This window comes from Shewanella sp. ISTPL2 (assembly GCF_013283205.1).
Classification (GTDB): Bacteria; Pseudomonadota; Gammaproteobacteria; order Enterobacterales; family Shewanellaceae; genus Shewanella; species Shewanella oncorhynchi.
The window spans coordinates 2,154,783-2,179,091 of sequence record NZ_JAAPAV010000001.1 but is presented as its reverse complement, the minus strand read 5'-3'; the positions used below and the strand labels follow the sequence as shown (position 1 = coordinate 2,179,091).

Sequence of the window (24,309 nt, the reverse complement as noted above, 5' to 3'; positions counted from 1 at the left end):
AAACGCAAAATTTAAGCGGTTAATTTATGATTTAACCGTATTTTTGGCAGGCTTTTTTGCCAAGATAACTGGCGTGTAATCACAGTTTTCACTTTAATTACTTTACCTTTCCGCGCTATTCTAACCTCCAAACGATAAATAACGCATATCTGATACGAACAATCACGTTTGCACTATAACCAGAAAGGTAGATGGAGCTATGTTTAACTCACTCATCGCAATGCCAGCGGACCCCATCCTTGGCTTGTTAACTCAGTACCGCGAAGACTCTCACCCACAAAAAGTGGATTTAGGTGTTGGCGTTTATAAAGATCCTACCGGCGTTACCCCTATTCTAAGCTGCGTGAAAAAAGCGGAAAAATTCCGTCTCGATACCGAGACCACCAAAGTGTATATCGGGCCAACAGGCTCACCACAATTCAACACCTTGATGACGGAATTAGCCTTTGGTGCTGGCCACAGTGCCATTATCGCTAACCGTATCCGCACCGTTTCAACACCCGGTGGTACAGGCGCGCTGCGCGTGGCGGGTGACTTTATCAAACGCTGCAACCCGAATGCCGTGTTATGGGTAAGCGATCCAACTTGGGCAAACCATATCGGTTTATTCGAAGCAGCTGGTATTACTGTTAAAACCTATCCTTACTATGACTACGATAGCAAATCATTGAAATTTGATGAGATGCTTGCTGCATTATCGCAAGTAAGTCCTGATGATGTGGTGTTATTCCACGCCTGTTGCCATAACCCAAGCGGAATGGATTTAACCACAGAGCAATGGGATAAAGTGGTTGCCCTTACAAAAGAGCAAGGCTTTACGCCACTGATTGACATGGCCTACCAAGGCTTTGGTGATGGCGTTGATATTGATGCCTACGGCGTGCGTCATATGGCGGCAGCGGTCGATAATATGATCCTGTGCAGCTCATGCTCGAAAAACTTCGGTTTGTACCGTGAGCGTATTGGTTCATGTTCTGTGATTGCCAAAGATGCCAATACCGCCAATGTCGCGCAATCGGTACTGCTTTATGTGGTTCGCTGCCTTTACTCTATGCCACCTGCCCATGGCGCGGCGATTGTTGAGACGATTTTAGGATCAAAAGAATTAACCCAAGAATGGCTTGATGAGCTGAAAGTGATGCGCGATCGCATCAACGGCAACCGCGCCATTTTAGTGGATAAACTTAAAGCCAATGGCGTAAACCGTGACTTTAGCTTTATCGCCCGCCAAAAAGGTATGTTCTCTTTCCTTGGGGTGGATCCAGAGCAAGTGGCGCGCCTACAAAAAGAATTCAGCATCTATATGGTAGGTTCAAGCCGCATCAGTATTGCTGGGATCAGTGAAGATAACGTTGATTACTTAGCTCAATCGATTGCTAAAGTGCTTTAAGCCGCTGAGTTTATTTGCACCGCTCACTCTGCTGTATTCCCGCAATAAAGGGATACAGCAGAGTTCATTTACCGCCTCAAGTGTTAAATTTTTTAATCATCCCACCCGATAAGTTTTGGCAGTTCATTATCCTCTGTTTCATATCCCCAATATGACAAGCAAGGCCACGTCTCACTGTTCAAGCATTTATTTTTAATCGTAAAACCACATTCTAGCGATTTTGACATCGCGGCTTTATCGCAATAAGCCACAAATTGTGACCTCAGTCGGCGGATTTCCATTTCATTAATCAGGACTGCGGCTATTTTCACTTTTTAAAGCCAACGCCACTGAGTAGATTAGTGGTCATCATAGAACTTGTGGATGTTCAGCCATGTTATTACAAGATAAATTAGTGCAAATCGTCACCAACCCGCAGCTTTCACCCAAGCAAAAATCCAACTATTTAGCATTAGAAGCGGAAGCCAGTTTGCCCTATATGTCGATATCGCCCGAGGTAAAAGCGGCGATGAATGACGGTATTATTTGCGACATGTTTGAAGGCCATGCGCCGTTTAAACCACGCTATGTGTTGCCAGATTATGCCCGCTACCTTCAACAAGGCTCTGAATACTTAGAGTTATCTGCGGCAAAAAACTTGGACGAAGCCATCAATGCCTTAACGATTCTGTATCATCACGTGCCATCGGTGACCAATATCCCCGTGTATTTAGGTCAGCTGGATGACATTTTGATGCCTTTCGTTGAAGGAATAGATGCGGAAGTCCTTTATCGTAAATTAAAACTGTTCTGGATCATGCTCGATAGAACCCTGCCCGATACCTTTATGCATGTGAATATTGGCCCTACAGATAACATCGTTTGCCGCACCCTACTGCGCATTGATGCCGAGTTAAAACAAGTTGCACCCAATTTGACTTTTATGTACGACCCCGCCGTCACACCGGATGAATTGTTGTTGCTTGCGACCACCAATATTTGTCAATGCAGTAAGCCACATATCGCGAATTACCCTCTGCATGCCAGTGCATTTGATGAGCGCGGTTTTGGTATTGTCAGTTGCTACAACGCGTTGCCGTTAGCGGGCGGCGCCAATACCTTAGTTCGACTTAATCTTAAAGAAGTTGCGTTAAAGGCCAATTCTATAAACGATTTTTTTGATACTGTATTGCCAAATTACTGCTCACTCACCTTCGAGCTCATTGACGCGCGCTCGGCATTTTTGCATCAAGAATCACACTTCTTTGACAGCTTTTTAGTTAAAGAGCAATTGATTTATGAATCGCGCTTTGCACCCATGTTTGGTATTTACGGCATGGCAGAAGCAGTGAATATTCTGCGGACATTCACGGCTACTGATGCAACGAAGTTATCTCAACGAGATCAACACACAGGCTATGGCCATAGCACGGACGCAAATCAACTTGGCTACCGTATTTCAGCCACGCTCGATGCCATAGTGAAATCCACACCCGTCGCCCATGGTTACCATGGGCGGGCACTACTGCATTCACAGGGCGGTATTAGTATCGACAACGATGTGACTCCTGGCGTTCGCATCCCCTATGGCACTGAACCGAATCCCATCGCCCATATTCAAGCCCTAGCGCAACATCATCAGTATTATACGGCGGGGATTAGCGATATTTTGACCATAGATGAAACCGTGAAATCTAATCCTCAAGCTATGTTCCAACTGTGTAAAGCCGCACTTGAGTTAGGTTTTAGGGAGTTTACCGCCAATGTCGCCTCTAACGATTTAATGCGCGTGACTGGCTATATGGTAAAACGCTCAGATATTGAAGCGTTTAAACAGTGCGGCTCGCGTCTCAATACCACAGGCTTAGCCGCAGAAGCTGCGGTTAATACGGGAATATTGCAACGCCAAGCACGAGTTATCGCCCATGAGCACTCCCCTTGTGTCTTTAAATAGACACGCTATTGTCAGTCAGCTATTGCCCTTTTCATGCGTCGACGGGCCTGGCAGCAGGCTCGTGTTATTCTTGCAGGGCTGCAACTATCAATGCAAAAACTGTCATAACCCACATACCATAGGTTTATGCGATGCCTGTGGCGATTGTGTCGCCACCTGCCCTGACAATGCGCTGACATTAATAAACCTCAATGATAAGCCTCGCATTCACTGGGATAGTGAGCGTTGTAGCCAATGCGATACTTGTCTTACCGTATGCCCGAAACAAGCGAGCCCTAAGGTCAGTCGTTACACAGTCGAGGAGATACTGACGATTCTCCATAGTCAGCGTCACTTTATTAATGGTATTACCGTGAGCGGCGGCGAAGCGAGCCTACAACTGCCATTTATTCTTGCGTTGTTTAAAGGAATTAAGGCGACAGAGTCGTTATCACACTTAACTTGCATGCTCGACACCAATGGCAGTTTAAGTCTAACGGGATTGCATAAACTGCTGCCCTTTTTAGATGGCGCTATGGTGGATCTTAAAGCGTGGCAGCAAGATACCCATAGGTACATTACCGGTCGTGATAACCATGCCGTGTTCAAATCAATCCAGTTATTGGCTAAACAGCAAAAACTGTATGAGGTGAGATTGCTGCACATTCCGAGCATCACGGATTATGAGGAAGAAATAGACGCACTAGCGACCTATTTACTTCTGCTAGGCCCAGATACGCGAGTTAAGTTAAATGCCTTTCACCATCATGGTGTTGTCGATGAAGCTCTCAATTGGCCAAGCTGTAAACAAGCCGATATTGAACGCTTAGCCGCAACCCTTGCAAAGCGAGGCGTAACCAATCTCGTGTTACCTTCTATATACCTTTAACGACTGCAAAGCAAAATTTGCTCATAAAGCCAGCGCAGTGCGGGATCTTTCATGCTTTGACTATGCCAAACTAGGCTATAAGCCACTTTACCATATTCTATAGGCAAAGATTTAATCGTTAAGCCTTGAGCTTGGCTAGCGATGGATGCCCAGCGGCGCGAGCAGGTAAAGAGCAACTCACTGTGATGGCACATTAACGCCGCACTGCCAAAGTCTGGGACCGAAATGGGAACGGCACGTTTTTTAGATTGCTGGGCGAGCAAAATATCAAAAAAAGGCGTGCTCAAATCTGTGTCTGTAATGCCAATATGGCTAAAACTCAGGTAATCATCGAAGCTGATATGCGGCTGTTTAGCCAAGGGATGGGATGAATTCATCAGGCAGACCATTTCATCGCTAAACAAGGTTTCCCACACCAGATCGTCTTGAAGAGGATTAGGTTGACTCAGATCGTGGGGTAACAGCACAAAATCTAATGTACCTTTAAGCAATCCATCAAAACCAATATTGTCTTTGCTGTAAATATCGAGGCGGATATTAGGAGCCAAGCTCAGAATATGGGCGCTGAGCTTGGCGGCCAGCAGTTCAAAGGTGCTTTCGCGCATCGCAAGCGAGATACGCCCCTCAAAATGTGCAGGGTTAAACGCATCCTGACTCATGATCTGATTCATATCATTGATCATCTGCTGCACACTTGGCCCTAATCGTCTTGCCAATGGGGTTGCTACCAGTGAGTTGCCGTTACGATAGAACAGTTCATCGTTCAAGCTGTCCCTGAGCTGGCTTAAGGTTTTACTGACGGATGAGGGACTTAAACATAAACGTTCGGCGCTGGCGGTTACACTCAGGGTATCGAGCATCACATGCAAAGTGATCAAATGCTTCATACTAATCCGCGAAAGCTTGGCCAAATCCATCGGTGACATCCTATTGATTTATCGTGTATACGCATCCAGAAATACGTTCTTTTAATTATGATAAACAATAACATACAACTAACCCAGCATCTTATTCAGTAATGCGCGTCAGCTCACAGGCTTTCTCACCGCGAGTGTTCTTGAAGGCATCTGGTCTCAACGTCATCTTGCTTAACTCCATTGTCGATAAATTAAAGCTAACAAAAAAGCGAATGCATTTGAGCATTCGCTTTTGGGATGGCTAACTGATGATCAACATTCAATAAGCATAACGTTGATGTTCAGGCAGCAAAGCCTAGACGCTAAGCGTCGCAAGCTAATGAGTGACTCAATACAGCTAAGCCTAGCTATGTTTGTTTGCAAACTCATTCATAAACTTGACCAAGGCAACTACGCCATCGAGTGGCATTGCATTATAGAGGCTAGCACGCATACCACCTACGATACGATGGCCCTTTAAGGCAACGAGTCCAGCAATTTGCGCTTGCTTTAAGAACTCACTATCGAGCGCTTCGTTGACTAATTGAAAAGTCACGTTCATTTGTGAGCGGTTCGCTGCAACAACCCCATTACGGTAGAAAGCATTACCATCAATGCATTGATATAACATCTGCGCTTTTTGTTGATTAATTTTTGCAATACTCGCAATGCCGCCAATGGACTTAAGCCAAGCAAAGACTTCAGCGGCGAGATACCAAGCAAAGGTTGGCGGTGTGTTGAACATAGAGTCATGCTCAACGGCTAAACGATAGTCCATGATGGACGACTGCGGTAAACTCGGCAGTTTTAACATGTCATCGCGCACTATCACTATCGACAGACCCGATGGACCTATGTTCTTTTGTGCGCCAGCGTAAATCAAACCGTAGCGGCTGACGTCGATTTCACGTGACATAATGGTTGACGATAAATCGGCAACAATTGGCCAAGGTGAGTCTAATTCATCAAAAATTTCGATACCATCTACTGTCTCATTAGGGCAATAGTGAACATAGCGATAATCGGCATCGATTTTATGTAAATCAGGTAAGACAACCGCATTGAGTCCATTGTGTTTTTCAACAATATTCAAGCTATCAATCTGCGCTTCACCCACGAGCTTTTGTGCTTCGGCTAACGCGGCAGATGACCATTGACCACTGACTAAATACAGGGCTCTGCCATGATTACCTAAAAAATTATTCACAACAGCGGAGAACTGTCCACGACCACCGCCGTGCATAAATAGCACATGGTAATTTGTGGGGATCTGCATCAGTTCACGTAAATCGGACTCGGCTTGTTGTGTAAGCGCGATGAACTCTTTACTTCGGTGGCTGATTTCCATCACGGAAACGCCTTGGCCATTCCAATCAAGTAATTCCTGTTGTGCTTTTTTCATTACCGCTGCGGGTAACATTGCAGGTCCAGCACAGAAATTATAAATCGCGCTCACTGACACTCTCCTTAATCCCAACCATGATGTATGTATTGATAAATACGAAACCATTCTAAAACGAACAATGCTATCAACATCAATGCCATTAAAAAAACGAGCGTCCAATTGGACGCTCGTTAATATGACACTTAATTACTCTTCGTCTTGCTCATCATCAGCAAGCTCGTCTTCATCTTCGTCCAACTCTTCTTCGTCATCCAGCGCTTCTTCAAGAGCCTCGTCGGCTAATTCACCTTCGATAATGACAGGAACAATCGGTAAACCGTTTTCATCCAGCTCGACTTCATCTTCTTCAGTTTGGATTTCGTCGATACGTTGTAGGCCGACCACTTTCTCGTCGCCCGCAGTGCGAATGATCGTTACACCTTGAGTGTTACGGCCAATGATAGACACGCCGCTGGCAGGTGTACGCACTAAGGTACCTTTATCACTGATGAGCATCAGTTCGTCGTTAAGACCGACTTGAACAGCCCCAACAACAGCGCCGTTACGTTCGCTCACCTTGATTGAAACCACACCTTTAGTCGCACGGCTCTTCGCTGGATATTCAGACAGTTGAGTCCGTTTACCGTAACCGTTTTCAGTCACAGTCAGAATCGCGCCATCGCCTTTCGGTACAATAAGCGACACGACTTTTTGACCTTCTTCTAAACGAATACCACGAACGCCTGTTGCAGTACGGCCCATAGGGCGTAAGGACAAGACTTCTTCACCGGTTTCAGGATCGGTTTTCACTTCGCCCGTTTCAGAATCACGAACTTTCTCACCAAAGCGAACCACTTTACCTTCGTTCGAGAACAACATGATTTCGTCATCACCGTTAGTGATATCGACACCGATCAGTTGGTCACCGTCTTTGAGGTTAACGGCGATAATGCCGTTTGCACGTGGGTTGCTATAAGCAGTTAGTGCGGTTTTCTTCACAGTACCGTGTGAGGTGGCCATGATGATGTACTTGTCAGCCGCGTATTCACGTACTGGCAGAATCGCAGTAATGCGCTCGCCATCGGATAACGGCAGCAAGTTAACAATTGGACGACCACGGGCCGTACGGCTCGCTAATGGCAATTGATACACTTTGAGCCAGTACATCTTACCAAAGTCAGAGAAGCACAAAATGGTGTCATGGGTATTGGCAACTAACAGCTTCTCGACGAAATCTTCATCTTTCACTTTCGTCGCGGCTTTACCTTTACCACCACGGCGCTGGGCTTGGTAATCGGTCAAGGGTTGATACTTGGCATAACCTAAGTGCGACAGTGTTACCACAACGTCTTCTTCGTTGATCAAGTCTTCAAGACTCATATCGACTTCGTTGGCATTGATCACTGTACGGCGCGCATCACCATATTCTTCAAGGATTTGAACTAATTCTTCCTTGATCACTTCCATCAAACGCTCAGGACTGCGCAAAATAAACAGCAGACCCGCGATAAATTCGAGCAGTTCTTCGTATTCGGCGATGATCTTATCGTGCTCAAGACCGGTCAAACGGTGTAAACGCAGTTCCAGAATGGCCTGAGCTTGTTGCTCAGTCAGGAAGTATTGACCGTCACGAATACCGTATTGTGGCTCTAACCACTCTGGACGCGCGGCGTCATCGCCCGCTTTTTCCAGCATGCCTTGAACGTGGCCTAATTCCCAACCTTGCTCAACCAATTTCACTTTGGCATCCGCAGGCGTGGGTGAGGCTTTGATCAGTGCAATAATCGGGTCAATGTTAGCCAGTGCAACCGCCAGCGCTTCCAAAATATGGGCACGCTCACGGGCTTTACGCAGTTCAAATACGGTACGACGCGTCACCACTTCACGGCGATGCAGAATAAAGCATTCGAGCATTTCTTTAAGATTAAACAGTTTAGGCTGACCATTGGTCAGGGCCACCATGTTAATCCCGAAAGAACACTGCATTTGCGTTTGAGCATAAAGGTTATTTAGTACAACCTCGCCCACTTCACCGCGCTTAATTTCGATAACGATACGCATACCGTCTTTATCAGACTCGTCGCGTAGACCACTGATCCCTTCAAGCTTTTTATCTTTAACCAGCTCGGCAATCTTCTCGATTAACCGCGCTTTGTTCACTTGATACGGGATTTCAGTGACGATAATGCGCTCACGGCCATTATCTTCGGTTTCCACATCAGCCAGAGCACGCATGATCGCGCGGCCACGGCCAGTTTTATAGGCATCAATAATGCCTTTACGGCCATTGATAATCGCTGCAGTGGGGAAATCCGGACCAGGAATGTATTCCATCAACTGTTCAATCGACAGTGAGGGTTCTTCAATCAATGCCAAACAGCCTTTCACTACTTCCGTTAGGTTGTGTGGTGGGATGTTGGTTGCCATACCCACGGCAATACCCGATGAACCGTTAATTAACAGGTTAGGTACGCGTGTAGGTAATACAGCTGGGATCTGTTCTGTGCCGTCGTAGTTAGGGACGAAATCCACTGTCTCTTTTTCAAGATCGGCCAGTAATTGGTGCGCTAACTTATCCATACGGATTTCGGTATAACGCATTGCCGCCGCTGAGTCACCGTCGACCGAACCGAAGTTACCTTGGCCGTCTACTAAGGTGTAACGCAGTGAGAATGGCTGGGCCATACGGACGATAGTGTCATAAACAGCAGAATCACCATGGGGGTGATATTTACCGATGACGTCACCAACCACACGGGCAGATTTTTTGTAAGGCTTGTTCCAATCGTTCTTCAATTCACTCATGGCAAACAGAACGCGGCGATGAACCGGCTTTAAGCCGTCGCGCACGTCTGGTAATGCACGTCCCACGATAACGCTCATGGCGTAATCAAGGTACGAATTCTTTAGTTCGTCTTCGATATTAATTGGCGAAATAGATGATGCCAGATCAGTCATAAACTGCTCGTTCCCCTGAAAAATAGCCGACAACGTATAATCCGTATCATTGCCTAGCCCAAAAACGTGATTTGGCATTCTAACACAGTTATTTAATGTCGCCAGACCTATCATTATCGAATTGAGAGTCTGGTGGCTTAATAGATGAAAACACTGTCAATTTGGTCGTTTGAGCTATAAACAAGCGTTGAAATACACGGCTTACGATGAGGAAAAATCGTCAACGGGATGAAGTAAAAGGTCGATACGGAGCACAACAATTAACATAAAAGCAGATAACTGCTGAAAATTCACTCAACCACAAGGGCTTAGCTCAGTCGAGCACTTTGTTTATCAAACATAGTCGTTATAATAGCCGCACAATACAGCTTCTTCAGGTAATAGCATGCATCAGAATAACAATGTAGACCCACAGGAAATCGCAAAGTTTGAACGTATGGCCGAAACTTGGTGGGATCTCAACGGCGAATTTAAGCCGCTGCATCTATTAAACCCGCTGCGCTTAAACTATATCGATCAAACCGCTGGCGGTATTTTCGGCAAGAAAGTGCTCGATGTCGGCTGTGGTGGCGGCATATTGTCTGAAAGCATGGCCCGCATCGGCGCCGAGGTTGATGGCTTAGATATGGGTGATGAGCCCTTAGAAGTCGCCCGCCTACATGCCCTCGAAACGGGCGTGAGCATTAATTATGTAAAAAATACTGCCGAGGCCCACAGCCAAGATCATCAAGCCTATTACGATGTGGTGACCTGCATGGAAATGCTCGAACATGTACCCGATCCACAATCTGTGATTAAAGCATGCTGTGACATGGTCAAACCCGGTGGTCATGTGTTTTTCTCCACCATCAACCGCAACATTAAATCCTACGTGCACACCATTTTAGGTGCGGAATATTTGCTAAAAATGCTGCCAGTTGGCACCCACGAGCATAAAAAATTCATTAAGCCTTCGGAGCTGATTGAGCTAGTAGATAATACCGATCTTATCTGTACCGATGCCTTAGGGGTAAGCTACAACCCATTGACGGGCATTTTTAAGTACACGCCTAAGGTTGATGTGAATTACATGATAGCGACGCGTAAGGTTGATTAATATGAGTCTGGCACAGATCAAAGGCGTACTGTTCGATCTCGACGGCACCTTAGCGGATACCGCGCCGGATCTGGTGCAAGCCCTCAATTTAAGTCTTCAAGATGTCGGCATCGCCGCGCAGCCGTTAGCGGCCATGCGCTACGCCGCATCCCACGGCAGTTTTGCCTTAGTCGATGCCGCGATCCCTGATGCGGCAGAAGATCTTCGGTCTCAAGTTCAGCAAGGGCTACTCGCCCACTATCAGCGTATAAATGGCGATCACTGTGCGCTATTCACAGGCATAGCGGCATTACTCGACTGGCTCGAGTTAACTCAGCTGCCGTTTGGGGTGATCACCAACAAGCCTGCGCGCTTTACCCGTCCCTTATTGCGAAAACTGAATTTACACTTGCGTATGCCCGTTATCATTAGTGGCGATTCTACAAAACACCCAAAACCCCACACTGCACCTATGCTGTTAGGCGCACAACAGCTGAACTGTGCTCCAGAACACATTTTGTATCTTGGGGATGCCGAGCGAGATTTGCTCGCGGCCAAGGCTGCTGGCATGTTAGGCGGCGTGGCCCTATGGGGTTATCTGGGCGTGAACGACAAGCCGTTGCAATGGCCTGCGCACGCGCATTTTGCGAGCCCAACTGAGCTACATCAAGCACTAATCGAAGCATTGGCTTAACAACATCAACCAAAAACAGCGCCTACAATGCTCACGAATAAGGCATCCAATACGTAACTTCACTGACGGACATCAGTGTGTCAGCATACTATTTATGACCCACGGAAAAAGTCAGGCGCATAAAAGATCGGCACTCGTGAGCGATCGCGATCTAAAGAAAAAGATCGCCTAAAAATCCCCCATGAGTGTGACACGCTAACCTGAAATTGAGCTTCAAGGTTAGTCGTTACTAACGCAAAATTTTATCCTCACGTTATCCACAAGATGTCCCCTGAATTCAGACTTGCAAATAGGGGCAAACCTCACTATCTTGTATCCCATATAATTTAAAACACCATATCTTGTGTGTAGGTAACAATCAGACACACTAGAAGCTCGCCGCTTAATTGACTCGTTTGTAACCAGTCAGCTGTATTTAAGGGACGATTATTGATTGTTTTACAAGGATACGTACGGTGATTTTGCTCACCTAAATACATATAAGAACCAAGGCCTATCTCCAAATGAATAGCACTATGACAGTCACAAAACGCTGTGGCGATCGTGAGAATATCGATCTCGAAAAAATACACCGCGTAATTACTTGGGCAGCCAAGGGATTAAAAAACGTTTCTGTTTCGGAAGTTGAACTTCGCTCGCACCTACAGTTTTTCGATGGCATCCCAACCGAAGCTATCCATGAAACCATTATCAAGGCTGCAGCGGATTTAATTTCTCCAGAATCACCGGACTATCAGTTCCTCGCTGCCCGTTTAGCGGTGTTTCATTTGCGTAAGAAGGCCTTCGGTCAGTTTGAGCCGCCCGCATTGTATGCTCACGTGACTAAGTTGGTTGAGCTAGGTAAATACGATCAACACATTTTAAGAGATTACACTCGCGAAGAGCTGGATGTGATGGATACCTATATCGACCATTGGCGCGATATGGACTTCTCTTATGCAGCGGTAAAACAGCTTGAAGGCAAATATTTAGTTCAAAACCGTGTGACCCACGAAATCTATGAGAGCGCGCAGTTCCTTTACATTTTGGTTGCTGCTTGCTTGTTTGCCCGTTATCCAAAAGAGACGCGCCTGAAATACGTTAAAGATTTCTATGACGCGGTATCAACTTTTAAACTGTCGCTGCCAACGCCAATTATGGCCGGTGTGCGCACCCCAACGCGTCAGTTTAGCTCTTGCGTACTGATCGAATGTGGTGACAGCTTAGATTCAATCAACGCGACCGCTTCGTCTATCGTGAAATACGTCAGCCAACGTGCGGGTATCGGTATTAACGCCGGTCGTATTCGCGCCTTAGGTAGCCCAATCCGTGGTGGTGAAGCCTTCCACACAGGTTGTTTACCTTTCTATAAGTATTTCCAAACCGCAGTGAAGTCGTGTTCTCAAGGCGGCGTGCGTGGCGGTGCTGCGACCCTGTTCTACCCTATTTGGCACTTAGAAGTCGAATCTCTGCTGGTATTGAAAAATAACCGCGGCGTCGAAGACAACCGTATCCGTCATTTAGACTACGGTGTGCAGCTGAACAAAGTCATGTATCAACGTCTGATCAAAGGCGAAAACATTAGTTTATTTAGCCCATCTGACGTACCTGGCTTGTACGATGCTTTCTTTGAAGATCAAAACGAATTCGAACGTTTATATGTGCAATATGAGCAAGACAGCAGCATTCGTAAGAAAACGATAAAAGCAGTTGAGCTGTTTTCACTGATGATGCAAGAGCGCGCTTCAACGGGCCGTATCTACATTCAGAACGTGGATCACTGCAACACTCACAGCCCGTTCGATTCAAAAGTCGCGCCGATCAGACAGTCTAACCTGTGTCTTGAAATCGCCCTGCCGACTAAACCATTGAACAACATCGATGATCCTGAAGGTGAAATCGCGCTTTGTACGCTGTCAGCACTTAACTTAGGTTCTATCAAAGAGTTATCTGATATTGAGCCATTAGCCGACCTCGCCGTACGCGCACTGGATAATCTATTGGATTATCAAGATTACCCTATCAAGGCCGCGCAAATCGCCTCGATGAATCGCCGTACCTTAGGCATAGGCGTGATCAACTTCGCTAACTATTTAGCGAAAAACGGCATGAAGTATTCTGATGGTAGCGCGAACGCTTTAACCCACAGAACCTTCGAAGCGATTCAGTACTATTTACTGAAAGCCTCAATGAACTTGGCCAAAGAGCAAGGTGCGTGTCCGTTATTCCACGAGACCACTTACTCTCAAGGTATTTTGCCAATCGATACCTACAAACGTGACTTGGATAAAATTTGTGCCGAACCATTGCACTTAGACTGGGAATCACTGCGTAGCGATATCAAGGAATATGGCCTGCGTAACTCAACGCTATCGGCATTAATGCCATCAGAAACCTCGTCGCAAATCTCCAATGCGACCAATGGTATTGAGCCACCACGTGGCCTTATCAGCGTGAAATCGAGCAAAGACGGTCAGCTAAAACAAGTGGTACCCGATTTCGATACACTGAAAGATAGCTATGAATTGCTGTGGAAAATGCCAAGCAACGACGGTTACTTACAGCTAGTGGGTATTATGCAGAAGTTCGTTGACCAAGCGATTTCGGCTAACACTAACTACGATCCTTCACGTTTTGAAGGCCGTAAAGTACCCATGCAAACCCTGCTGAAAGATTTGCTCAATGCTTACAAGTTAGGTGTTAAAACGCTTTACTACCATAACACTCGCGATGGTGCGTCGGATTCACACGATGACATCACCAATTTAGAGAAAGAAGATGACGGTTGCGCCGGCGGCGCATGTAAAATCTAGTCTTTAACTTTAACGTTAACGGTTTTATAGGGATCCCTATTTAGTGGATCCCTATCCATTGGAAAAATAGCACCATGGCCTACTCTACCTTCTGTCAAACACCCAACGATGCCACCCGTGAACCTATGTTTTTAGGTCAATCGGTCAACGTGGCGCGTTACGATCAACAAAAATATGAAGTGTTCGAAAAACTGATAGAAAAGCAGTTATCTTTCTTTTGGCGCCCGGAAGAAGTAGACGTCAGTCGCGATAAGATTGACTACGGTGCATTGCCTGATCATGAAAAACACATCTTTATTTCGAACCTGAAATACCAAACCCTACTCGACTCGATTCAAGGCCGCTCGCCCAATGTGGCCTTTTTGCCGCTGGTGTCACTGCCTGAATTAGAAACCTGGATTGAGACTTGGTCTTTCTCTGAGACGATTCACTCGCGCTCATACACCCACATCATTCGCAATATCGTTAACGATCCTTCAGTGATCTTTGACGATATCGTCGTGAACAAAGAAATCTTAAGCCGTGCGACCGATATCGCAGCTTATTACGATCATTTGATCCAACTGACTCAGATATTCCATTTACTCGGTGCAGGAACCCATGTTATCGATGGCAAAGAAGTCATAGTCAACACCCGCACCCTGAAAAAAGCCTTGTACCTGTGCATGATGTCAGTCAACGCCCTAGAAGCTATTCGTTTCTATGTTAGCTTTGCGTGCTCATTTGCCTTTGCTGAACGTAAGCTCATGGAAGGTAACGCGAAAATCATTCGCTTAATCGCCCGTGATGAAGCCTTACACTTAAACAGCACTCAGCATATTTTAAGCATCATGCAAGGCGGTAAAGACGATCCAGAAATGGGTGAAATTGCTGCAGAATGCCAACAGGAAGCTTTCGATTTATTCTTCAAAGCCGCAGAGCAAGAAAAAGAATGGGCCAAATACCTGTTCAAAGACGGCTCTATGATAGGTTTGAATGAACAGATCCTGTGCCAATACGTTGAGTTTATTACTAATCAACGCATGAAGTCGGTGAATCTACCGCAACCATACCCAGAAATTACCAATCCATTACCTTGGATGAAAAACTGGTTAGAAAGCGATGCAGTGCAAGTTGCACCACAGGAAGTTGAAGTCTCTTCATACCTTGTCGGCCAAATCGACTCCGCGGTTGATGGTGATGAATTCCTCGACTTCGATCTATAAGACACTTAAAAGTGACGTTACAAAATGGCATTAAAACAGTGACATCAAAAAAACGGCCACAAAATCTGTTTGCGAAGGCGCCAATCGTGCGCCTTCAAGGTCAACCTGTGTTGCTCTTTACCGAGCAACAAGGCACTTTGCTGCAAGCGCTCGAAGCCAAAAAAGTCAAAATCTTCTCAGAATGTCGCAACGGTTTCTGCGGTGCCTGCAAAACACGCGTCATCAGCGGAAAAGTCAGCTACTTAAACGAACCCTTAGCCGAACTCAAACATGATGAATGTTTGCCCTGCTGCTGTGTACCAACCGAAGATTTAGAGCTGGATCTATCACCTGAAGGTGCAGCTGTAGTCACCTATTCGTGTCAATCGAATCAGAATAAAGCCAGTTTGGCAAAGTCAAAGCAAACACAAAATGTAGCAAGTGACACACGCACGCAGAAACAGGCAGTGTTTGAAGACTCATAACGGCAAGACTCGATTGTTCAGTAAGCTGCTTTAAACAAGATGTGGCGTTAAAACCCAAAATCGCTTTAAAACAAAAATGAGCTTTTAAACAAAGAGTAGCTTTAAGACAAACAGCCCCTTTCAATACAGCCTTATTCAATCCGCGCCATTAGATACCAAACGTTTTAAAACCCACTATTTTCCCTTCCCTCTATTTTCAATGCATTCACACTAAAAAACCTAAAACAAAAAAGCCTGAACACAGGTTCAGGCTTTCAGGATCTAAAATTGAATACTTAACGCTTAAAACGTAAGGCTTATCGACTTTCTATAAACGCATTGCCAGTTCAGCGCCTTGGCGGATTGCACGCTTAGCATCAAGCTCTGCCGCGACATCTACGCCACCAATCAGATGCACAGGCAGGCCCGTTGCTTTCATCTCATCTACTAACGTGCGATTCGATTCTTGCCCAGCACACAAAACAACATTATCGACGGCCAGCACTTCAGCGGTTTCACCCATGCGAATATGCAGTCCTGCATCATCAAACTTGTCGTAACTCACGCCCGTTTTCATCTTCACATCATGTTGCTTAAGCACAAGACGGTGGATCCAGCCTGTTGTTTTGCCTAAGCCTTTGCCCATCTTCGACGTTTTACGTTGCAGTAAAAACACCTTACGATGATCAGTATTGTCGGAATGGGGTTCAGTTAGGCCGCCCGCATGCTGGTAAGTTTTATCTATGCCCCACTGTTGTAGCCATTTATCGGGGTTCAAGGTGCTCGACTGGCGCTCACACAAAAAGTGCGCCATATCGAACCCTATGCCGCCTGCGCCAATCAAGGCCACCGTATTACCGACAGTCACTTCACCCGAGAGCACTTTTTGATAATCGACCACCCGTGGGTCATCAAAGCCGGGTAAGACTAAATCACGCGGCACAACGCCTGAGGCGATTACCACTTCATCAAACTTTTCCGTCGCCAGCACACTGGCATCGAGGCGAGTGTTTAATCTCAGCTCCACCTTATGCAGCTTAATTTGGTTAATGAAATAACGAATAGTCTCGTTAAACTCTTCTTTCCCAGGGATTTTACGGGCGAGATTAAACTGACCACCCACCTCAGATTTCGCTTCAAACAAGACAACGTCATGGCCACGCATGGCGGCATAAACAGAAAACGCCATGCCCGCAGGGCCTGCCCCCATCACCGCAATACGCTTTTTATTGGCTGTGGGTAAGAAGTTGATTTCAGTCTCATAACAGGCGCGAGGATTCACTAAGCAAGTTGCGCGCTTGAGGGAAAAGGTATGGTCAAGACAAGCTTGGTTACAGCCAATGCAGGTATTGATAAGCTCCGGCGTGTTCGCCGCAGCCTTATTCACAAACTCGGGATCGGCGAGGAAAGGCCGCGCCATCGACACCATGTCAGCTTGACCAGAGGCGACAATCTGCTCACCAATCTCAGGGGTGTTAATGCGGTTAGTCGCAATTAGGGGAACGGAGACAGATTGTTTGAGCTTTTCCGTCACCCACGCAAAGGCGCCACGGGGCACACTTGTTGCAATGGTCGGTACGCGCGCTTCATGCCAGCCAATGCCCGTATTTAGAATGGACACACCAGCTTGCTCTAACCACTGGGCCAGTTGCACTACTTCATCCCAAGTCGAACCGTTATCCACCAGATCGAGCATGGATAAACGGAAGATAATGATGAAATCTTTACCAACTTTTGCCCGTATCGCGTTAACAATCTCAATCGGGAATTGCGCCCGTTTTTCAAACGCACCACCCCATTCATCGGTGCGAGTGTTGGTGCGCGCACTGACAAACTGATTGATCAAATATCCTTCAGAGCCCATCACCTCAACACCATCGTAACCCGCTTTCTTGGCAAGGGCGGCGGAGCTGGCGTAATCCTTAATGGTCGAGCGCACTTGGCGACTAGACATAGCAGACGGCGTAAAAGGTGTAATGGGTGATTTAATCTTGCTCGGTGCTTGGGAAAAAGGATGATAGCCATAACGTCCCGCATGCAAAATTTGCATACAGATCTTACCGCCAGCCTCATGCACCGCCTGCGTTACCACGCGATGCTTACCCACTTGCCAAGGAAAACTCAGCTGACAGGCATGGGGCGTAAGGCGACCACGAAGATTGGGGGAAATACCACCCGTCACAATCAAACCCACACCGCCCAGAGCGCGTTCTTTGTAGAACGCTGCCAGTTTCTCAAATCCGCCCTTTTCTTCTTCCAAACCTGTGTGCATTGAGCCCATAAGCACGCGGTTTTTGAGCTGGGTAAATCCCAGATCTAAGGGTTCTAATAAATGGGGAAACGACATTCAAACATCCTTTTAAAACAAGTGATTTAAATCAGCATACCTTGTGTCAAATCTAAGCTCAACCGTTGGATCGAGGCCATCAGTCAAAATCCTTTACAATTGTGTTTAGCCTGTAGCGCCATTTTCAGTTAGCATTGGCAGATTGGACTTATAAAGGAGTGGCAGATGTCCGCTAACCCATCGTTTTTCAAGAGAATATGTTTGTTTATTTGGCACACCCTGAACGGGACGCGTAAACTCATCCTCAATCTAATCTTTTTTGGACTCTTAGCCGCGATCATTATCTCCATTGGCAGTAGCGAAGATATCCAAGTTGAAGATAATTCGGCACTGGTGCTTAATTTAGCAGGCTCGATTGTCGATCAGAAACAACAAGTCGATCCCTTAGAAGCCGCATTCAAACAAGGCCAAAATGCCAACGCCGATGGTGAAATCCTACTCACCGATGTACTTTATGTCATTGACAATGCAGCGCAAGATCAACGCATTAGCGTACTAGTGCTCGATCTGGTCGATCTTAAACGTGCTGGGATCAGCAAACTACAATCTATCGGTAATGCACTCAATCGCTTTAAAGAGAGCGGTAAAAAAGTCATCGCCATCGGCAACTACTACGAGCAAAATCAATATTTCCTCGCCAGTTTTGCCGACACCATTTACCTCAATCCCCAAGGCGGTGTCTCGCTTGATGGCCTGAGTATGTACAACCAATATTTCAAATCGGCCTTAGAAAAACTCAAAGTCAAAGCGCATATTTTCCGCGTGGGGACCTTTAAATCTGCGGTTGAACCCTACATACGTGACGATATGTCAGATGCTGCGCGGGAAGCCAGTAGTGCACTGTTAGTCGATGTATGGCAAAGCTACACACAAACGGTTGCAGGCAATCGTAATATCGAACCGAATTCTCTGGTGCCCGACGCAACCACTTATTTGGCAGAACTCGATAAAGCCAATGGCGATTCAGCCACAATGGCAATCAACATGAAATGGGTTGATAACCTAGCGACTACAGAAGATTTTCGTAAAACCATGCTAGAAACCGTAGGAAAAGCCAGCAGTGGTGACAGTTTCAAGCAAGTCAGTTTTTATGATTACTTGACCTTAGTGACGCCATTACCCAACTTTGTAGAGCAAGACAGTGTTGGTATTATTGTGGCAAGTGGCACCATTTTGAACGGCACTCAACCTGCGGGCCAAATTGGCGGCGAAAGCACCGCCGAGCTGCTACGTAAGGCACGTTTTGATAAGCACATTAAAGCCTTAGTATTACGCGTTGATAGCCCTGGCGGTAGCGCCTTTGCCTCTGAGCAAATTCGTCAAGAATTACTGGCACTTAAAGCAGCAGGTAAACCCGTGGTTGTGAGCATGGGCAGTTTAGCCGCATCCGGTGGTTACTGGATTTCAGCCAGTGCCGACTATATCTTCGCAACACCAACAACACTCACGGGTTCGATTGGGATCTTTGGTATGATCACTACCTTTGAAGATTCATTGGCCAGTATAGGCGTGCATACCGATGGCGTATCGACCTCAGAATGGGCAGGATTATCTGTTACCCGCACACTTTCCCCCCAGATTGAAGCAATTATCCAACGTCATATTGAACGCGGCTATTCGGACTTTATCTCCCTGGTCGCTAAAGAACGTAAGATGACCATAGAACAAGTCGATAAGATTGCTCAGGGCCGTGTGTGGAGCGGTAAAAAGGCTCTTGAGCTTGGCTTAGTCGATGAACTGGGTGATTTAGATGAGGCGATTGCTAAAGCCGCTAAACTCGCGGATATGACGCTATTTGACACCCGCGTCATCGAACAAGAGCTGACACCCGAACAAAAATTCATGCAGCAGATGTTTGCCTCAGTATCGAGCTACCTGCCCGCCTCACTAAGTCAGTCATCGATGTTAGAGCAAATGCTACAACAGTGGACTAGCAGTTTGAAAACGTTAACCTCTTTTGATGATCCAAATAACGTCTACATCTACTGTGATACTTGCAATATGATGAACTAAATCTGCCAGCGTCTAGGTTGCAGCTCGCAACTTCAAGATGATGACAAAGACAAAGCCCGGATCTCCGGGCTTTTTTATTGGGTTTATGTCAGTAAAATCGTATAATTCGGCCACTTGAAGCTAAGAAAACGACAAGAATGACTAAACGCTCCATTTATGTTGCCTATACTGGCGGCACCATCGGTATGCAAAAGACCGATAACGGCTTTGTCCCCGTCGCGGGATTCCTAACTCAGTGCGTACAATCTATGCCTGAGTTTTACCATGAAGAAATGCCGGCATTCGTCATCCACGAATACTGCCCGCTTATCGACTCTTCCAATATGGCACCAACCGATTGGCAGATGATCGCCGACGATATACAAGCCAATTACGATAAGTACGATGGCTTTGTGATCCTTCACGGCACAGATACCATGGCGTACACGGCTTCGGCACTGTCATTTATGCTGCAAGGCTTGTCAAAACCTGTGATAGTGACGGGCTCGCAAATTCCCCTCGCCCAGCTACGCTCAGACGGCCAAACCAATTTATTGAACTCACTCTATATAGCGGCGAATTATCCAGTCGCTGAAGTGTGTTTATTCTTCAATAACAAACTCTTTAGGGGTAATCGCTCGACTAAGGCCCATGCCGACGGTTTCGATGCTTTCGCCTCACCCAACTTCCCACTACTGCTTGAGGCGGGGATCAAAATCAATCTACGCGCAGGCAAAATCACGGTAGCCAACGATACCCCATTAGAAGTCGCTCATATCAGCCCACAACCTGTCGGTGTGGTGACCTTGTATCCTGGGATATCGACACAGATTTTTGAGAACATTCTGCAACAGCCAGTTAAAGCCCTCATACTGCTGACATTTGGTGTGGGTAACGCACCGCAGGATGCCGCCTTACTCAAAACCTTAAGGCAAGCAGATGAACGTGGCATAGTGCTGGTGAATCTAACCCAATGTTTCCAAGGTAAGGTGAATATGGGCGGCTACGCCACAGGCAATGCATTAGCCAAAGCAGGCGTGATCAGTGGCGCCGATATGACCATAGAAGCGGCCTTAGCAAAACTGCATTATTTGCTATCTAAAAATTTGCAACCAGCTGAGATAAAAGCGGCCATGTTGCAAAATCTAGTCGGTGAACTGAGCATAGATTAAAGATATAGTCTTCTAATCTGTTTGTTGCCCTCAAACGCTAGCAACAAAAAAGCCCATATTTGATGGGCTTTTTTGATTTAAACTCAGACTAGATTTTAGCTCAGACTTAAAAACACTAAATGAGTGTTTATTTTAAGACTTTTGCAGATCAAGATTTGCATTGAAGTTATTTGATATCAAATCAATATTAGCATTGATATCACTAACAAAAGATAAAATGCTAATTCCCCTTGCCAACCTCAGACTTACGCCGAATTCCTAATAAAGCACACCTTACAAGCCGATCTGCGTGGACAGTCAGAAATTATAAATCCTGTGCTTTAAACCCAGCAATTGGCTCACCACGGAATTGCTTTTTCAGCTCGGCCTTAGACAGCTCATTTATTTTACCGTCAGATGCAATAGTGAAATGCTCTGTTTGCTCAAGCTTACGCGCTTGATACAACATCACCACCTGCAGAGTCGATTCACGCTGAGTCTCACTCAACACAGTGCCATCCTCCCACTTACCCAACTCAGCAGCACTGCGAAGCCTTTCATAGACTTCAATAGGCATTTGATCGATCACTTGATTGATATCCGTCATACACTTTTCCGCTTATGTAACACGATTCTGACTCGTGTAATGAGATAACCTACAAAACCAAACACAAAGCATATTCCGGCGATATTCGCACGCATACCTTCGGCGGGTTCCCCACCCCAAAACCAAATCACCACACCAGCAATGAACAAGGTCATAGCAACGAAACTCTGATTCATTAAGCTGCTGGACTTTTGAATATGACTAATGCGCGATAAGGACTCATTGTCGCCATCGGTTTTTGCTTGGCAATGGGGGCATGAAGACGCTTTGCTCGACATACGTTTACGACACACCGGACATTCAATTAATGCCATATCAGCCTCGCCCTAACGTAACTTATCAACAACGGCGAGCATGGCAATTAGCGATGCTTCACCTAAATAAATACTGCGTTCTGGTGACCAACCCACAAAAGGATCGGCCAGATTGTTATTGTCTTTAAACGGCATCTCAAGGGTATTTGATAAACACTTGAAGGTCTGGGCAACCCAATTAGACGCTACGGTCAGATTCGCTTGACCGGGCTCATCTTTATCATACCCATACTGAGTTTGAAAATCGGCACTGGCTAAGGTCAATGCTTGACTAAAGTCCGCTTGCAGCTGCGCGAGTTTATCATTATAAGCGGGGACGCCTTCACAACCCGCTAGAAACACATAAGGTAAGCCTTCATCACCATGCACATCATAAAACAGGTCAACACCCGTTTGCTGCATCTTGTTGACGACGTGATATACCTCAGGGCTTTTTTCTAAACTCGGTGTTTGCCACTCGCGGTTTAGATTAATCCCAATCGCGTTAGTGCGCAGATGACCTCTGACACTGCCATCGGGATTCATGTTGGGCACTATATAGAAATTGGCCTTATCAAGCAGCGCCTTTGCCGTGGGACAGTCATTATCGAGTAAACGATTCACTAGGCCTTCAACTAACCATTCAGCCATCGTTTCACCCGGATGTTGTCTGGCGGTGATCCAAATATTGCGTTTAGAAGGATCGCCATTCCCTACTTTCATCAGAGTAATATCGCGGCCATCTAAGGTCAGGCCTAAATGCTCTAAATTGACATCTGGGTGTAACTGGGCGCCGCTGAGTAAATCTAAATGACGCTCATAGCTGTAGGGTGCAAAGTAAGCGATTTGAATAGCATCGCAATCTAACTCTATGCTAATGCTCAGTTTACCGTCTTGATATTGAGTCGGAATACGGAACCAATGCTGGCGATCATAACTGGCCACCGCCTGATAATCTTCCCATCCCTTGGTATAAGAAGCGGTTCCCGCATTGATAATATTCAAGGTGTAATGGTTACCCACCTCACCTTCAAATCGAAAATTGAACCATTGATAAAACTCACCACCCGCATCAGGGCGGATAGCAAGTTGAATATCGTCTTTATTATCAAGATTGACGACTTGGATATTTCCGCCATCAAAGTTGGCACTGATCCGCATAATGATTCCTAATAGGTTGTTAAAACTAAGGGCAATTTAATGGCGTGCGACAGATAGCACACGGCACATTTTATTATATGGCCGATAGAATAAACCAAAACATCCCAAGGGGAAAACGAAAGCCATTAAATTCAGTCAAGACACTTGCAATCGGCCTTTAATTGACCAGTTAACACGCCTAAAATCCACAAAAAATGAGCCTTTCACTATAAGTTAATGAAGATATTAGACCATAAAACTATAACCTTGGCCTCGTACTGTATTAATCAAGTTACGCGGCAAACTGATATTGGCTAGCTTGCGGCGAGTGTTACTAATGTGCATGTCCAGATTACGGTCAAATCGGCCCAAATCTTTCTGTAGCACTGAGCGCTGCAACTCTTGCTTAGTGATGACTTGGCCTTTTCTTTCAAAAAGATATTTAAATAATTTAAACTCGGTTTGGGTCAAATCGACATAGCGGGTGCCAATAGTGATCCTATAACTCATTTCATCGAAGTTAATCACTTTAGCCGCCACAGTCGCCATTTGCGGCGAGTGAGAGTGACCAGCACAGAGACGCCGCTCTAAGGCTCGTAAGCGGACAAAAATCTCTTTTATGCTAAACGGCTTACTCAGAAAATCATCTGCTCCCAATTCATAACCAGTGATGCGATCATCTTCATTATCACGTGCTGAGATCATCAGTACCGGCGTTGAACATTCACGCGCTTTTAGCAACTCAAATCCATTCATCTGTGGCATCACTAAATCAAGCACTATGATGTCTGGAGCAAAACTTTCAATGCATGCCAGACCCTCGATGCCATTAACCGCACACTTAACCTCATGCCCTTGCGTACATAGGGCATCAGCTAACCAAACGCTAAACAATGGATCATCATCGACCAAGAGTATTTTACTCATCCTTAAAGCCCAAACGAGAATCTATATCATTTATATTACCATGCGAATCGAGACGACTCTAGCGCTATTACATTCGTTAAGATGTGTGATGTTGAAAACTGTGAACAAAATACGATATTAACAACCAATCAACTGATGATTAGCGACTCTAAAATCATCTCATAAACTCCCAATAAAAAAGCGCCCTAAGGCGCTTTTTAGAAACTAAGAGTCT

General features: G+C 45.9%; 18 protein-coding genes. 10 read left to right on the top strand and 8 right to left on the bottom strand.

The window, feature by feature from the left end:
* Positions 1–199: 199 nt before the first annotated feature.
* The 3 genes from HUB64_RS09610 (at position 200) to HUB64_RS09600 (ending at position 4,191) form a co-directional block, all read left to right on the top strand.
* On the top strand, positions 200–1,390 hold the full coding sequence (locus HUB64_RS09610) for an amino acid aminotransferase (RefSeq protein ID WP_173496885.1): 1,191 nt from the start codon (positions 200–202) through the stop codon (positions 1,388–1,390).
* A gap of 373 nt (positions 1,391–1,763) precedes the next feature.
* Positions 1,764–3,323, top strand: a complete 1,560-nt coding sequence (locus tag HUB64_RS09605) for a YjjI family glycine radical enzyme (protein ID WP_173496884.1) — start codon at positions 1,764–1,766, stop codon at positions 3,321–3,323.
* On the top strand, positions 3,295–4,191 hold the full coding sequence (locus HUB64_RS09600) for a YjjW family glycine radical enzyme activase (RefSeq protein ID WP_173496883.1): 897 nt from the start codon (positions 3,295–3,297) through the stop codon (positions 4,189–4,191). The genes HUB64_RS09605 and HUB64_RS09600 overlap by 29 nt, the downstream gene beginning before the upstream one ends.
* On the opposite strand, the gene HUB64_RS09595 is transcribed toward HUB64_RS09600, so the two are convergent.
* The 3 genes from HUB64_RS09595 to gyrA all read right to left on the bottom strand — a co-directional run bounded on the left by HUB64_RS09595 (position 4,188) and on the right by gyrA (position 9,429).
* Positions 4,188–5,108, bottom strand: coding sequence for a LysR family transcriptional regulator (locus HUB64_RS09595; RefSeq protein WP_173496882.1), 921 nt, complete (start codon positions 5,106–5,108; stop codon positions 4,188–4,190). The two genes, HUB64_RS09600 and HUB64_RS09595, sit on opposite strands and share 4 nt — an antisense overlap.
* A gap of 343 nt (positions 5,109–5,451) precedes the next feature.
* A complete protein-coding gene (serC, locus tag HUB64_RS09590; protein ID WP_131524063.1) occupies positions 5,452–6,543 on the bottom strand; it encodes a 3-phosphoserine/phosphohydroxythreonine transaminase in 1,092 nt (363 codons plus the stop codon).
* Between the two features lie 135 nt (positions 6,544–6,678).
* Positions 6,679–9,429, bottom strand: a complete 2,751-nt coding sequence (gene gyrA, locus HUB64_RS09585) for a DNA gyrase subunit A (protein WP_028759867.1) — start codon at positions 9,427–9,429, stop codon at positions 6,679–6,681.
* A 385-nt stretch (positions 9,430–9,814) separates the two neighbouring features.
* On the opposite strand from gyrA, the gene ubiG reads away from it, so the two are divergent.
* From ubiG to yfaE, 5 genes are all read left to right on the top strand, one after another.
* On the top strand, positions 9,815–10,525 hold the full coding sequence (gene ubiG, locus HUB64_RS09580) for a bifunctional 2-polyprenyl-6-hydroxyphenol methylase/3-demethylubiquinol 3-O-methyltransferase UbiG (protein WP_173496881.1): 711 nt from the start codon (positions 9,815–9,817) through the stop codon (positions 10,523–10,525).
* Between the two features lies 1 nt (position 10,526).
* Positions 10,527–11,198, top strand: a complete 672-nt coding sequence (locus HUB64_RS09575) for an HAD family hydrolase (protein WP_173496880.1) — start codon at positions 10,527–10,529, stop codon at positions 11,196–11,198.
* Between the two features lie 503 nt (positions 11,199–11,701).
* Complete coding sequence (gene nrdA / locus HUB64_RS09570; protein ID WP_173496879.1) at positions 11,702–13,990, top strand: class 1a ribonucleoside-diphosphate reductase subunit alpha; 2,289 nt, start codon at positions 11,702–11,704, stop codon at positions 13,988–13,990.
* A gap of 74 nt (positions 13,991–14,064) precedes the next feature.
* A complete protein-coding gene (gene nrdB / locus HUB64_RS09565) occupies positions 14,065–15,195 on the top strand; it encodes a class Ia ribonucleoside-diphosphate reductase subunit beta (protein ID WP_028759863.1) in 1,131 nt (376 codons plus the stop codon).
* A 38-nt stretch (positions 15,196–15,233) separates the two neighbouring features.
* Positions 15,234–15,659 (top strand): class I ribonucleotide reductase maintenance protein YfaE, encoded by a 426-nt coding sequence (gene yfaE / locus HUB64_RS09560; protein ID WP_173497904.1) that lies wholly within the window; start codon positions 15,234–15,236, stop codon positions 15,657–15,659.
* A 307-nt stretch (positions 15,660–15,966) separates the two neighbouring features.
* Here the strand turns inward: yfaE and HUB64_RS09555 are convergent, their stop codons facing one another.
* Positions 15,967–17,985 (bottom strand): NADPH-dependent 2,4-dienoyl-CoA reductase, encoded by a 2,019-nt coding sequence (locus tag HUB64_RS09555; RefSeq protein WP_173496878.1) that lies wholly within the window; start codon positions 17,983–17,985, stop codon positions 15,967–15,969.
* A gap of 165 nt (positions 17,986–18,150) precedes the next feature.
* Here HUB64_RS09555 and sppA point away from each other — a divergent pair, with 165 nt between their 5' ends.
* Together sppA and ansA are read left to right on the top strand one after the other, a co-directional pair.
* The gene (sppA, locus tag HUB64_RS09550) at positions 18,151–19,998 is read left to right on the top strand and encodes a signal peptide peptidase SppA (RefSeq protein WP_173496877.1); all 1,848 of its coding nucleotides are present in this window, start codon (positions 18,151–18,153) and stop codon (positions 19,996–19,998) included.
* A 137-nt stretch (positions 19,999–20,135) separates the two neighbouring features.
* A complete protein-coding gene (gene ansA / locus HUB64_RS09545) occupies positions 20,136–21,149 on the top strand; it encodes an asparaginase (protein ID WP_173496876.1) in 1,014 nt (337 codons plus the stop codon).
* Between the two features lie 304 nt (positions 21,150–21,453).
* Here the strand turns inward: ansA and HUB64_RS09540 are convergent, their stop codons facing one another.
* The 4 genes from HUB64_RS09540 to HUB64_RS09525 form a co-directional block, all read right to left on the bottom strand.
* The gene (locus HUB64_RS09540; RefSeq protein ID WP_028759859.1) at positions 21,454–21,735 is read right to left on the bottom strand and encodes a YeaC family protein; all 282 of its coding nucleotides are present in this window, start codon (positions 21,733–21,735) and stop codon (positions 21,454–21,456) included.
* On the bottom strand, positions 21,732–22,049 hold the full coding sequence (locus HUB64_RS09535; RefSeq protein ID WP_105252563.1) for a zinc ribbon domain-containing protein: 318 nt from the start codon (positions 22,047–22,049) through the stop codon (positions 21,732–21,734). The genes HUB64_RS09540 and HUB64_RS09535 overlap by 4 nt, the downstream gene beginning before the upstream one ends.
* Before the next feature lie 12 nt (positions 22,050–22,061).
* Entirely contained in the window at positions 22,062–23,189 is a 1,128-nt protein-coding gene (locus HUB64_RS09530) for a M14-type cytosolic carboxypeptidase (RefSeq protein WP_105252564.1), read from the bottom strand.
* Positions 23,190–23,414: 225 nt separating this feature from the next.
* Positions 23,415–24,095 (bottom strand): response regulator transcription factor, encoded by a 681-nt coding sequence (locus tag HUB64_RS09525; protein ID WP_028759856.1) that lies wholly within the window; start codon positions 24,093–24,095, stop codon positions 23,415–23,417.
* Between the last annotated feature and the right edge of the window lie 214 nt (positions 24,096–24,309).

What these genes read in the sequence shown, in the direction of transcription:
- HUB64_RS09610 (WP_173496885.1), top strand. Translation starts at nt 200, where the DNA reads ATGTTTAACTCACTCATCGCAATGCCAGCGGACCCCATCCTTGGCTTG.
- HUB64_RS09605 (WP_173496884.1), top strand. Translation starts at nt 1,764, where the DNA reads ATGTTATTACAAGATAAATTAGTGCAAATCGTCACCAACCCGCAGCTT.
- HUB64_RS09600 (WP_173496883.1), top strand. Translation starts at nt 3,295, where the DNA reads ATGAGCACTCCCCTTGTGTCTTTAAATAGACACGCTATTGTCAGTCAG.
- HUB64_RS09595 (WP_173496882.1), bottom strand. Translation starts at nt 5,108, where the DNA reads ATGGATTTGGCCAAGCTTTCGCGGATTAGTATGAAGCATTTGATCACT.
- gyrA (WP_028759867.1), bottom strand. Translation starts at nt 9,429, where the DNA reads ATGACTGATCTGGCATCATCTATTTCGCCAATTAATATCGAAGACGAA.
- ubiG (WP_173496881.1), top strand. Translation starts at nt 9,815, where the DNA reads ATGCATCAGAATAACAATGTAGACCCACAGGAAATCGCAAAGTTTGAA.
- HUB64_RS09575 (WP_173496880.1), top strand. Translation starts at nt 10,527, where the DNA reads ATGAGTCTGGCACAGATCAAAGGCGTACTGTTCGATCTCGACGGCACC.
- nrdA (WP_173496879.1), top strand. Translation starts at nt 11,702, where the DNA reads ATGAATAGCACTATGACAGTCACAAAACGCTGTGGCGATCGTGAGAAT.
- nrdB (WP_028759863.1), top strand. Translation starts at nt 14,065, where the DNA reads ATGGCCTACTCTACCTTCTGTCAAACACCCAACGATGCCACCCGTGAA.
- HUB64_RS09555 (WP_173496878.1), bottom strand. Translation starts at nt 17,985, where the DNA reads ATGTCGTTTCCCCATTTATTAGAACCCTTAGATCTGGGATTTACCCAG.
- sppA (WP_173496877.1), top strand. Translation starts at nt 18,151, where the DNA reads ATGTCCGCTAACCCATCGTTTTTCAAGAGAATATGTTTGTTTATTTGG.
- ansA (WP_173496876.1), top strand. Translation starts at nt 20,136, where the DNA reads ATGACTAAACGCTCCATTTATGTTGCCTATACTGGCGGCACCATCGGT.
- HUB64_RS09540 (WP_028759859.1), bottom strand. Translation starts at nt 21,735, where the DNA reads ATGACGGATATCAATCAAGTGATCGATCAAATGCCTATTGAAGTCTAT.
- HUB64_RS09535 (WP_105252563.1), bottom strand. Translation starts at nt 22,049, where the DNA reads ATGGCATTAATTGAATGTCCGGTGTGTCGTAAACGTATGTCGAGCAAA.
- HUB64_RS09530 (WP_105252564.1), bottom strand. Translation starts at nt 23,189, where the DNA reads ATGCGGATCAGTGCCAACTTTGATGGCGGAAATATCCAAGTCGTCAAT.
- HUB64_RS09525 (WP_028759856.1), bottom strand. Translation starts at nt 24,095, where the DNA reads ATGAGTAAAATACTCTTGGTCGATGATGATCCATTGTTTAGCGTTTGG.